Source organism: Acinetobacter amyesii (assembly GCF_002018365.1).
GTDB classification, from domain to species: Bacteria; Pseudomonadota; Gammaproteobacteria; order Pseudomonadales; family Moraxellaceae; genus Acinetobacter; species Acinetobacter amyesii.
Genome location: NZ_MVKX01000001.1, coordinates 365,183 through 377,339 on the forward strand (window position 1 = coordinate 365,183; position 12,157 = coordinate 377,339).

12 protein-coding genes and 1 pseudogene are annotated in these 12,157 nt (G+C 37.5%); 5 read left to right on the top strand and 8 right to left on the bottom strand.

The annotated features are described in order from the left end of the window. Positions 1 to 140 precede the first annotated feature (140 nt). Both B1202_RS01740 and B1202_RS01745 read right to left on the bottom strand, forming a co-directional pair. Positions 141 to 785 (bottom strand): RluA family pseudouridine synthase, encoded by a 645-nt coding sequence (locus B1202_RS01740; RefSeq protein WP_078188821.1) that lies wholly within the window; start codon positions 783 to 785, stop codon positions 141 to 143. 133 nt (positions 786 to 918) lie between these two features. Continuing rightward, positions 919 to 1,623 carry a phosphopantetheine-binding protein gene (locus tag B1202_RS01745; protein ID WP_078188822.1) on the bottom strand — a complete coding sequence of 235 codons (705 nt, stop codon included), beginning with the start codon at positions 1,621 to 1,623 and terminating at the stop codon, positions 919 to 921. Between the two features lie 695 nt (positions 1,624 to 2,318). On the opposite strand from B1202_RS01745, the pseudogene B1202_RS16565 reads away from it, so the two are divergent. Beyond that, a pseudogene (locus B1202_RS16565) lies at positions 2,319 to 2,504 on the top strand (DUF6508 domain-containing protein); the annotation flags it as partial. 30 nt (positions 2,505 to 2,534) lie between these two features. Further along, entirely contained in the window at positions 2,535 to 3,338 is an 804-nt protein-coding gene (locus B1202_RS01750; RefSeq protein ID WP_228145125.1) for a GIY-YIG nuclease family protein, read from the top strand. A gap of 187 nt (positions 3,339 to 3,525) precedes the next feature. Here the strand turns inward: B1202_RS01750 and B1202_RS01755 are convergent, their stop codons facing one another. Further along, a complete protein-coding gene (locus tag B1202_RS01755) occupies positions 3,526 to 4,305 on the bottom strand; it encodes a hypothetical protein (RefSeq protein ID WP_078188824.1) in 780 nt (259 codons plus the stop codon). 156 nt (positions 4,306 to 4,461) lie between these two features. Between B1202_RS01755 and B1202_RS01760 the strand changes: the two genes are divergently transcribed. Then, positions 4,462 to 5,376: a LysR family transcriptional regulator gene (locus tag B1202_RS01760; RefSeq protein WP_078188825.1), complete on the top strand. Its 915-nt coding sequence runs from the start codon at positions 4,462 to 4,464 to the stop codon at positions 5,374 to 5,376. A gap of 115 nt (positions 5,377 to 5,491) precedes the next feature. On the opposite strand, the gene B1202_RS01765 is transcribed toward B1202_RS01760, so the two are convergent. The 4 genes from B1202_RS01765 to B1202_RS01780 form a co-directional block, all read right to left on the bottom strand. After that, entirely contained in the window at positions 5,492 to 5,902 is a 411-nt protein-coding gene (locus B1202_RS01765) for a GlcG/HbpS family heme-binding protein (RefSeq protein WP_078188826.1), read from the bottom strand. A 102-nt stretch (positions 5,903 to 6,004) separates the two neighbouring features. Beyond that, positions 6,005 to 7,303, bottom strand: a complete 1,299-nt coding sequence (hemL, locus tag B1202_RS01770) for a glutamate-1-semialdehyde 2,1-aminomutase (RefSeq protein WP_078188827.1) — start codon at positions 7,301 to 7,303, stop codon at positions 6,005 to 6,007. A 35-nt stretch (positions 7,304 to 7,338) separates the two neighbouring features. After that, positions 7,339 to 7,959, bottom strand: coding sequence for a thiamine phosphate synthase (gene thiE / locus B1202_RS01775; protein ID WP_078188828.1), 621 nt, complete (start codon positions 7,957 to 7,959; stop codon positions 7,339 to 7,341). 592 nt (positions 7,960 to 8,551) lie between these two features. Continuing rightward, positions 8,552 to 8,935: a DUF962 domain-containing protein gene (locus B1202_RS01780; RefSeq protein WP_078188830.1), complete on the bottom strand. Its 384-nt coding sequence runs from the start codon at positions 8,933 to 8,935 to the stop codon at positions 8,552 to 8,554. A 321-nt stretch (positions 8,936 to 9,256) separates the two neighbouring features. Here B1202_RS01780 and B1202_RS01785 point away from each other — a divergent pair, with 321 nt between their 5' ends. Together B1202_RS01785 and B1202_RS01790 are read left to right on the top strand one after the other, a co-directional pair. Next, positions 9,257 to 10,717, top strand: a complete 1,461-nt coding sequence (locus B1202_RS01785) for an inorganic triphosphatase (protein ID WP_078189209.1) — start codon at positions 9,257 to 9,259, stop codon at positions 10,715 to 10,717. A gap of 223 nt (positions 10,718 to 10,940) precedes the next feature. After that, positions 10,941 to 11,372 (top strand): hypothetical protein, encoded by a 432-nt coding sequence (locus tag B1202_RS01790; RefSeq protein ID WP_078188832.1) that lies wholly within the window; start codon positions 10,941 to 10,943, stop codon positions 11,370 to 11,372. 67 nt (positions 11,373 to 11,439) lie between these two features. Here the strand turns inward: B1202_RS01790 and B1202_RS01795 are convergent, their stop codons facing one another. After that, positions 11,440 to 12,126 (bottom strand): TetR/AcrR family transcriptional regulator, encoded by a 687-nt coding sequence (locus tag B1202_RS01795; protein WP_078189210.1) that lies wholly within the window; start codon positions 12,124 to 12,126, stop codon positions 11,440 to 11,442. Positions 12,127 to 12,157: the final 31 nt, after the last annotated feature.

A 12,157-nucleotide genomic window follows, 5' to 3' on the forward strand; every position in this document is an offset into this window, starting at 1 on the left:
TTTTTCTCAAGTTCGGTCTGAAAATATTATGCTCAAACTGTGAACGTTATTTGAGCAAAAATCTAGACCATAAAGCAATATATTTTGACATAAAGCCCACTAAATAGTGAGCAGAATTCTTAGGGATTTAAATGATTTTCCTAAAATGGTACAGGACAGTGAAATTCCACTGTTTGCTCTGTTTCAGGATGGTTAAAACTCAAGCGCTCAGCATGTAAACATAAGCGCGGCATCAGCTGTTGTTGTTCAGGAGTTGCATACAAAGTATCACCAACAATAGGATGACCTAAATATTGCATATGAACACGAAGCTGATGTGATCGACCGGTAATAGGAGTTAAAACTACACGTGTTACGGCTTGCCCCTGAATCTCAAAATGTTCAGTGGCTTTCCAATGCGTAAGTGCAGGCTTATTATGTGCAGGATCGGCAATATGCAGTGGCGGATGTTCTGGGTCATACACGACGGGTACATCGACAGTACCTTCACCTTCGAGCGTACCCGCAACCAATGCCTGATATGTTTTTGAAGTTTGACGTTCTTGGAACTGGCGTGAAATTCGATTTTGCCCTTGACGGGTTAATGCAAAAACCAAAATACCTGAGGTATCACGATCCAAACGGTGGATGAGCAAAGTATTCGGCTCAATTTTTAATAATCGATTGATAACACAGTCTTGTAAATCTGCTGTTTTTCCCGGAACTGTGAGTAAACCTGCTGGTTTATGGATCACCATAAAGTCAGTGTCACGATGTATCAGGTGTTCGGTTAGAAAATTACTCAAAGTTCAATCCAGTTCTGATCTCGAAAAACAAGGCGGCAATAATAAAAAGCTTAGCCAACAATTACAATGCACAAAGGCATATTTCCCGACGTATTTTCCGATTTAGAACAAAAATAATTCCAATTGGCTTTGTTTAGTCTGTACTGAGCAATTTTTCTAACAATGCTTTTAAACTCGCATCAACTAAAAAGTCTTCATAACGAATGTTTGCACCATTGGCACGCCACAAACCAATTAAGCTAACCATGGCAACGGAATCAAGTCCATAACTGCGTAAATCGATTAAGGGATCTATTTCCAATGCATCCATATCTAACTGTTCTGCAATAGCCAATAATATGCCTTTGGCTGACAAAACGAACTCCGTTGGTGCTGACAGATTCCAAAGCCGCATCAAATTATAACTACTCATGTGATGAATCCCTTGGCCTGACATGGAGTCCACCCACTGAATATGCTGTTCCAGATTATTCATCGCAATCGCATCATCCACGATACAGATTTGCTCGGTTACGCTGTATAGGTGCGGCAAGATCTGTTTCAGCATAGGCGTAATTTGCCCTGCAAAGATGAGCTGCGGGTGTGTTGTTGCATATTCACCAAGCTGCTGCATGCCTTGAAGTAAATCATCGCCATATAAATCGACAATGGGAATCTCTAAGGCTTTGGCTTTATTGGTCAGTTGGATCAAATTTTCCATCAACTGCGTATCTTGTATACCTTGCTGCATGCGTAAATTTTGTAAGCCAACCAGCACCAATACCGACTGTGTTGATGACAGCTGCCATTTCGCTTGAGATGGTGCAAATTGGATTTTTTTGGGCATTGGGTACAGCATATAGGCTCGGTACAAAACTTATGTTAGAACAATTGTTATGCTAACGCAGAATCATATCTGAAAGTGACTTTCGGCTAATGATGATTTACTTTTTGGCCTATTTCTTGGATTTTGTTTATATACATTTGCGATTGTCTCGTACAGGCATTATTAATGATCTTTAATCTACTTAGAAAAAGAGTAAATTAAACGACTCATTAAAATATTATTTTTTATAATTATCCCTCATTTTAAAAAAAACCAATTTAGATTTAGTATTATTTGTTATTCATTTTTTAATTAACAAATAGGGTTATACGAAAAAATATTTCATTAAAAGTGTAAAAAATATTAAATATAATTCCATTTTTTGGAAATTTATACACAATTTTTTTACCAATTTTTATTTATATCACCCTTATCTAAATGAAACGAAAATTTAGAAATAAACGCAATTCATATTTTATTATCTTGGCTATTTAACTCAACCACCATTAGGTTTTCATCTTTATTAGTGACAAATTGTGACGCACAAATGTGATATTTTTCACAAAAAAATATATAATACTATTTCAAATAACGATTTTAGAGACTTTATGATTATTATGTATGAATCCTTATTGAAATTTAGATCTGATTTAGAGTTATTAAATAAGGATCAAACACTTCCTATAGAGATAGCTGAAAAATATTTCATCCAATTAATGGAAGATAAAATGATTTTTGACTATCAAGAGGTTTTATCCAAATATGCTGATATAACTGACGAAGTAATAGCTAATTTTGACCAAAATACAATCCTAGCCTTTTTTACCTCAATTATTCGTATGGAACGTTTTGTAGAAGGTACACTTTCTCATAATCTACGTTCAGGATTAGTTTTGATCGCGTTAAATAAATTAGCTGATTTATTGAGTAAAGAGCATAAAGTCATGTTAAATGATATTTTGCAAATCAAAGATCTTGACAATACAAAGATTAGACTAAATGTAATGTTTGGTGGAAATTGGAACCCTATAGAAGTATTTAAAGATGGTAATATGGATGAGATTCTCAGAGGGCACTATTGGAACTATAGTTCAAAAAAATCATACAAAGATGGTCAAATAACTGTTGGTTTAATACGAATAAAACCAAATGAAGATTTATGGTTATTAATTCATGTCGGAAAGATTACAAAAGATTTAAATAAATTCAATGATGTTGGTTATGAATTCGAAGTCTTAGAAAAATATCGAAAATATTTTGGACGAATCATTGTTAAATATAAGAATTCATCACAAACACTTATACGAAATGCTCTAACGATCATTAATGATTGTGAAATTCATCAAATATTACCTGATGTCTTTGATAATGATCTTTTCCCAGGATATGAAAATATAAATATTTCTTGGCAAGAATTAACACGAGTGATTGAAAAAGATTCATGGAAGACTGCTTTACAAAATCAAAAAGCAGTGTATTTAATCACTGACATTTCAAATGGGAAAAAGTATGTTGGTTCTGCATATGCTGAGAATATGTTACTCAATAGATGGCAAAATTATGTAAAAAGCAGACATGGTGGCAATGTTCAATTAAAGCTACTCTCAAAGGAACATATTGAAAATAACTTTAGGTATTCAATTTTGGATATTTTTAAGTCTACAACAGATGATAAAGTGATATTAAGTAGAGAAAGTTGGTGGAAAGATACTCTATTGACTAGAAAATTTGGATACAACTCTAATTAATAAATTTATATCCATCAAAATCAATATGATACAGTTATTCAAATACTGTATCATATCTTTATAAAACATACTAATAACAATAAAAAACCAAGTCTAAACTTGGTTTTTTATAACGATATTTTCTGGACTAGTTTCTTACAATATTAATGCTGACAAGAGCACTACTCTTGCCAGCCCATCGTGTTTATTACTGAGGTTCGACGGTCGGTGCAGCCAAAGGTGGTGACATCGGATGTGCAGAAGGTTCACCGCCTGCAACACGAGACAGAGGCAGCCACTGTGCAAGTATTGGATTGGTTCGGTCAAATAGTGGCGTTAACTCTAACTCAGATGGTAACAATTCACTCAAAGAGTTCATGCTTTCAAGTTTAGCCAAAGCCTTGATGCTATCTTCAGCCGCATTACCTGTATCCACTTTGGCAGCCACGGTCACAATACTGACTTGCTTTTCATCTTGATTAAACATCAGCCAAACACTGGACAAACCTTGCACCTGCGCTTGATCTCGCAAAGTTGGCCAAACCACTTTTAACAACTGATCTAACTGATCATGCTGTGTGGAAAACCGTTCAAAACGCACAACATGATGTGATGTTGCTAAGGGTTTAAAATCATGAGCACCAGCAACACGCCAAATATATCGCTGTACATTCAAGAAAAATGGACGGCTCCAAAACTTTACATTCGGCTCAAATTCCAATTCTTCACTGGTGAAATGCTCATAATCTTTTACATTTTCACAAGTATCAAATAAGTAGCGTCCACCAGTCCAAAGCGCACCACTAAAACGATCAAAACCAAGTGGCATATATTTGTGGCGCATGCCCGGACGCACATCCATGCTGCGACGTTCAATTTCCTGCATATTCACTAAATCATGCATCTTGATTTCATTTGCAACTGGGAAGTCTGAAGTAAACGCTGCTTCTGCCTGAATCGGGCCTGTTTCGTAGTTGAGAATCGCCATGTGTATCTCCGATATTCGTTGTGGAGTTGTATAAATAATTGCTCTCAGCCAGTGCTGAATCAGCTGTTAAACCCACTTTATCGAAAATAAATTCTTGAAAAAGACCTTCAAATTTAATTTACTTATTACATCATGTAATTAATAAGAAGAAATATTATGTTGCGTCACTATGATGATCTGCAAATCGGCAGTCTTGAATTATTTTGTTTAACCGTGGAAAAGAAAAGTTTCTCTGCTGCAGCAATTGCAGCAGGCATTTCTCCTGCCGCAGTCAGTAGAGCGATATCACGCATAGAAGCAAAATTTGGGGTAAAGCTATTTGTCCGCACTACACGCCAACTTAAAATTACCGATGCTGGGCAGCATTATTATTATTTTTGCAAACAAGCCCTTAACAGCTTACTCGAAGGTGAAATGCAAATCAGCGGCGAGCAGGAACACCCCATCGGCTTACTGAAAATTAGCGTACCTACAGCTTATGCACATTATCGACTGCTGCCTAAAATGGCTAAATTTGCCGAGCTGTTTCCACACATCAAGCTCGAGATTCATGTCAGCAACCATAATGTAAATTTAGTAACTGATGATTATGACATTGCGATTCGCGGTAATGAGTTAACCGACTCTGGCTTAATTGCACGAAAACTTGAAGATGCTGAATTATGCATTGTTGCTACACCTGAATATTTGAAAAGGCACCCTGCACCTATGAGCATCGAAGACTTACAGCATCACGAATGTATTTTGTTTGAATTGCCGAGTTCAGGTAAGTCTGGACCGTGGTCACTCATGGATGCAGGCAAAAAAATTATGGTTGATGTGCAAGGAAAAATTACCTGTAAAGATGATTATCTCTCGACCTTAATCTTAGCTAAATCAGGTGCGGGACTGATGCAGGTCTACCGATTTTCAGTGGAGCAAGAATTACAAAGCGGCGCGTTGGTGGAAGTTCTCCAACCTTATAGCCAAACAACTCGGCCTTTTTATTTACTCTATCCAAAGTCTAACTATCAGTCCTCTAAACTCAAAGCATTTATCAATTTCATACTGAATGCTTCGGCTCAATCTTAGAATATTTCGATTTAATGCTATGGGCGAAGTTCCTATACATTTAAATCAAAATAAAAAAAAGCCCAACATATCGATTGGGCTAAATTATCTATTTCACTCAAGATCATGCTTAGTCTTACTGTGCTAAAAACTTCTCAATCGCCTGCTGTGCAATTTCTGCATCCTGAAATGACTTCACACCAGACACACCTATTGCACCCACTAATTGCCCTTCATACAAAATCGGTTCACCACCTTCCAGCATACCGTTAAAGGTTTCCATCGTCAGAAAACCCATCTGCCCGCCTTTTATCAAATCTTCAAACAATTTAGATGGGCGCTTACTGATGGCTGAACATTTGGCTTTTTCTAAACATAAATTTGCTGTCATGGGCGATGCGCCATCCATGCGTTTCATCGCTAACAAATTGCCTGTTTCATCCGTTACCGCAATGCTGACATTAAAACCATTTTCTACTGCATAAGCATGTGCTGTGTTCAGTAAAAATTCAGCATCTGCCAAAGTTAAATAGTGCTTGGTTTTCATTTAAAAATCCTTTTCTTAAAAAGCTGAACTTAAAACAACAAAAAAGCCCACAGCAGGCTGCGGGCTTTATTCTAAAGCAGAATTTGCCGTTTTAAATGAAAATTACTTCATTTCAGCAAAAACTTCTTTTGCCATTTCAATGGTAAACGCAATATCTTCATCGCTATGCGCGCTTGAGAAGAAACCTGCTTCAAATGCTGAAGGCGCTAAGTTTACACCGCGCTGCAGCATGCCGTGGAAGAATGTACGGAATGCATCTACATCACATTTCAAAATTGAATCAAAACCTGTGATTTCAGTTTGATCTGTAAAGTAAATACCAAACATACCACCCACTTGCTGCGTAAAGAACGGAATGCCCGCTTCATCAGCAGCTGCCTGTAAACCAGCAAGCAAACCTGCCAATTTTTCAGTCAAAGTTTCATAGAAGCCCGGCTTACGCAGATGTTTAAACATCTCAATACCGGCACGCATAGCCAATGGGTTACCAGACAATGTGCCTGCTTGATAGACTTTGCCAAGAGGTGCAATGCATTCCATCACTTCACGCTTGCCGCCAAATGCACCCACAGGTAGGCCAGCACCAATAATTTTACCTAAAGTGGTTAAATCAGGTGTTACGCCATAATGCGCTTGCGCACCGCCAAGACCGACACGGAAACCTGTCATTACTTCGTCAATAATAAACACAGAACCATGTTCATCACATACATCGCGAATGGCTTGTAAGAAACCGTCAATTGGTTTCACCAAATTCATGTTGCCTGCAACTGGCTCGACAATTACACCTGCAATTTCTGAACCGAATTTTGCAAAGCATTCTTTCAGCATAGCAATATCGTTATACGGCAGTGTTAAAGTGTGTTTGGCAAAATCAGCCGGAACACCTGCAGAAGTCGCTTCGCCTTCACCCTTGGTCAACAAGCCTGAGCCTGCTTTTACTAAAAGCGAGTCTGAGTGACCATGGTAACAGCCTTCAAATTTTACAATCTTGTCACGGCCGGTGTAGCCACGAGCAAGACGAATGGCTGTCATGGTTGCTTCAGTCCCTGAGTTGGTCATACGAACCAATTCAATAGACGGCATAATTTCGCAAATAATATCCGCCAAAGTCGTTTCATGAACGGTTGGCGCACCAAAACTCAAACCATCGACAGCTGCTTCTTGTACTGCTTTGATAATGTCTGGCTGTGCATGGCCTAAAATCATTGGCCCCCAAGAACCGACATAGTCGACATAGCGTTTGCCGTCGACGTCATAGAGATATGCGCCTTGCGCTTTTTCGATAAATACCGGTGTACCGCCTACACCATTAAATGCGCGTACAGGAGAGTTTACGCCGCCAGGAATATGCTTACTGGCTTGTTTAAATAATTGTTCTTGCTTAGCAGATAAGCTCATAAAAATTCTCTACTTATTCAATCTAAAAAATAAAATTAAGCTTGTTCAGCAAAAAGCTCAGACCATTCATAAACACGACTGCTGACAGCAGACATTGAACGACCTAATACATCACTAATCACAGCACAAAGATCAGCACCTGCTTCAATCACTTCAGCAGAATTTTCTACAGTTAATCCACCAATTGCACAAATAGGTACATTTAGTTTCGCTTTGGCTTGTTTTAGCGTTTCTAAGCCAATATTGCCTGCTTCAGGCTTAGTTTCAGTTGCAAAAATGGCGCCAAAAGCCACATAGTTTGCACCGTCTGCAATCGCCTGCTCAGCCAGTTCTAAAGAGTTATTGCAGCTTCGACCGATCAAAACATTTTTAGGTAAGCGTGCTACAGCTTCAGCAATTGAACCGTCATCTTGCCCTAAATGGACACCCACACCATATTGAACTGCGGTTTCTAAATCGTCATTAATAACAAAAGGCACTTTGTATTGATTACACATATTTTTCATGTATTCAATTTCATAAGCCTGATCTTCCTTTGCCACTTTTTTACGGCGATATTGCAAAACAGCAACTTCATAAGTTGCCATCGCGCCTTCGAGCTTGGCTAAAAGCAATTCGATAGGATCATCATTGGTAATGAGGTATAAACCACGCATAGTTCAATCACAACTTAAAACTTTTGAATATTATAACGATTAGGTCTATGAAATGTTGCTTGGGGCATAAAATTTTAATGTTTTGCCGCTGTGAAAGTTATATTCCTTTTCACAGGACTGCTTATATAAATGTTTAATTGAATTTTCTGTAGAAAATGGCAAAAAATACCTATTTTCAGGTATAGAACAAAACTGATACAAATTATTTAATAGTGCAACAGAAGAACACAAAACGCAGCGCATAAAAACACAAAACTTTATAAAAATAAAAATGTGTAACCTATTAGACTTTTTGGTGCTTGGTAAGAAACGTTTTGGGGAGCGTTCAGAGCATCAAAAAGTCTAGCCTATTTTATGAAAATTTTTATTGTTATATCTTTCAAACAATAGACCTTTTCTAAGGCCATAAAAAAAGCCTAGAGAAGGTCACTCTAGGCTCGGAAAACTGGGGTTTATCGACTTTTCATCTTATAGACAGGAAGTAAATAAACAATATGAACATTATTAGACTAATCACTCTAATTTTGCAAGTCATTTACTCAAAAAAATCACACGTAGATCCATAAAAATTAAACGTTTGATTAATAAATAATTAACTATCAATCTTATCTAAATTACGGTCTTTTAAGCTTAAGTTTCCCTTCACAATATCAGACAGCATGCGCCAATCAGAAATAAAACTGTACAAAGGTTGCTTGAAACTTGCTGGCTTATTTTTTTCAAAGAAAAAATGTCCGACCCATGCACAGGCATAGCCTGAAACCAGGCCATAAGCAAAATACTTCGGTTGTTTTTTTAAAATTGCTTTTGCGAAGAAATAGAGTCCTATACTGCTGCCTGTGGCATGTAAACGTCGACTCATGATATTTCGATGTTCAGTCAAATAAAATCGATAAAATTGCGAATAGTCACGAATAGGTAACTGAAATTCGGGCTTTAAATTTTGATTAAACTCGGGTTGTACTTGTGAATTCATTTTGTGCTCATCCTGAACTTATTTTAACCAACATAGCTCAAAACTCGCCCACTTTAAAGGCGTAAAATTTTATTTTGATCCCATGAAAGTCGAACCATTGTGAATTATACAATTGATGGAATATCCATCTTTTAAAACTTTTCTTAGTCCAAAAGCAGAGTTTTCAAATCCGTCAAGTCTTACTTCTCAACTGTTTTTCGCTACAATCGATACGCGTTTAGCTGATAGAAAATTTACGCACATTTTAGTTTTTCATTTTTATAAAAATTTAAAGATCGCTTCATGCCAGATCATGAAGTTGTGACATCAGGACAGAAAACCATGGTTGAAGTTGAATTAAAGTTCCAGATTCCAGAAGCACGTCGAACTGCATTACTAAAAGCACTCGATCCAAAAAAATCGGAACAAATTCAACTTAAAGCTAAATATTTTGATACCCCAGATCGAAAAATGGCCCAGCAGCATGCAGCCTTGCGTCAACGTTTAGAAGGAACGCGCTGGATTCAAACCCTGAAAGCTGCAGGTAAAAGTCACATTGAACGCTTTGAACATAACTTAGATTTGGGCGAGCTTGAACAAGCCCCTGCCTTAGATTTATCTGTTTATAGCAATGAAGCTGAAGTTCAGTCAGTTTTAAAAACCACTTTAGGTGATCAGCAAGATTCGCTACAACTTCAATTTGAAACAGACATTCTGAGAACTTATCGCGTCATAGAGTTTGAAGACGCCAAGATCGAAGTTAGCTTAGATGTCGGCTGTATCCGTAGCAACAATACAGAAACAGAGGTTCACGAAGTAGAATTTGAGCTTAAAAGTGGCTCTATTCAATCACTCCTTGCCTTTAGTTTTGAATGGGTTAAAAAGTACCATTTATGGTTAGATGTTCGCAGTAAAGCCGAAATTGGCAACTTGTTGGCATTGAGTCAAACTGTGAGTCCATCAGTTGAGGCTAAAGAGTTTCAACTCAGTAAAAAAGACACTGCCGCAAAAAACTTACGACTTTTAATTGTACAGGAAATGCAGCACTTTCTGCCTAATATTGCCGCAATTTCTGCAGGTGTTGCTCAGGCCGAGCACATTACACAAGCTCAAAAAGCACTCCATCATTTACAATTGACCATTTCGCTGTTTAAAGATTGGAACAGCGATATCGTTGAAAAATGGGCTGTGCAATTGGGCGCATTTAAACAGCAGTTTGAACAATTACACCATTTTGAGCACATGCAAAATACCTTGGGTGGCTTTTTACAAAACCCAACGACCTCAGAAAATTTAACCAAAGATATTTTGTATGCCAAAGAGAAGTTAGGCAATTTGGTTAAATCGACTCAAAATGTGCATCATTATCTTGAGCTTTTAATGTTTAGTTTGAAAGTCGATGAAGCACCGCAACAACATGATTTTAAATGGTATGCTCAAACTACTCTGCAAAACCAATATAAAGCCCTGCAAGAGGCTTTAAATGATGCTGACATTAACAATTTTGAAAGCTTAGATGTGCTTTCTCAGCGCATACAAGAGCTTAAATTTAGCTTCCCTATTTTGACGTCGATTTATGATGTAAAAAACTTGCAGAAATATAGTAAAGCGCTCAATGATGCACAAGTCGCGGCTCAGGAATATCAAGTCCTTTCCTCTTCTGCACAATATATTCAGCAAACAGAACTTGAAGCTAGCGATTGGTTTGTTCTCGGCTGGTTGACTGCAAAACAAGAGGTTTATGCAGATAAGCTATTAGAAGCGACAGAGCAATTCCTTGTGAGTCGAAAACTCATTAAATAAAACCTAAGGGAGATTCAATGAGTCTCCCTTTTTATTTGTATCCTACATTGTCATAAAGATATTCATTTGTTGAACAATCAGATTCAAAGTCGGCTAATTTCAATTCATCATTTCTTTAGTTTGACTCAGTTACATTGAAATATTTTGAGAAGCTATTATTTTTGTTTTCTGGATAAAAACTTTTAAAATAAGCTATCTGAAAAATTAGATTCAGGGTGGTTTTATGTTGAAAAGTCACATACCTGTAATTCATCCCCTATTTTCATTTTCACTTATTTTTATCCTTTTCCCATTACTGAGTGCTTGTAGTGAACAACATAAGCCTGTGCAAAGCACCGAATTAAGGCGCACGGCATCCTTACAAGTCGAAAAGCCGCTTTCTCCAACTCAAAACTTTGATCAGACACGACGAACCTTTAAAGTCCTGCGCAATAATAATGAGGACTATGGTGATGAGTCTTACCAAATCAAAACCGATGCTGGCACACTGAGTATTTACAGCATGAACTTGAATCCACAACAAGGTCAGTTACTATCTAGCGTCAAGTCTGGAGAATGTCTCACCCTATCGAGTCAAAGCGATAATTTAATTGCGGTTGATGGTTATATCAGTGTGATGGAATTGGGTGACATTAAAATTCACCCTTGCAAATGAACTTCAACATAGTATTTGCATATCAGTCATTCAAAAAAACTAAGAATATTGCGATAAGGCTACGCTGCTATTGGGGGTTTAATTCATAATCTATACTGATTTGACCTTGTGCTAATAATCCCCATGATTTCATCGCATTACTCACCATACGCTGTAATTGCGTCAAGGCCATACCATCACGTGCTTGTATCGTCATCCCTTGCAATAAGGTCATATAAAAATCAGTCAATTGCTCTGCATGAGCCAAACTTTCAATTTCCGAATTTTGCACACCTATAGCGAGCCGATCCATAATTTTTGTTTTGGTATAGGCACGACGTTGTTTGAGCTGTTCCTGTATGGTTTGGTTCTGCTGTGAACAATTCATTGTTGCTACCACGACCATACAACCTTTAGGTTTATTGGTTTGCACCAAATGCTGAATACTATCGTACAGGTACAATTCCATCGCAATTTTAGCTGTTTGACCTGCTTGTAGAATTTTTTCGGCGGGCTGAACTTCGTGTTCACTATAGTATTCAATGCATTTTTCAAAGAGCGCCGCTTTATCGCCAAATGTGCCATATAAGCTAGGTGCGGTGATATTCAAAGCTTGAGTCAAATCACTGATGGATGTCCCTTCATAGCCAAATTGCCAAAACAACATCATGGCTTTTTCCAAAGCTTGCTGTTCATTAAAACATTTAGGACGTCCACGCTTCTTGACCGAATCGGCTGAATTAGCGTGCTGATTTTCTTGCTTTGAATCATTCATCATAAGCTAACATTTATATTTTATAACGTTC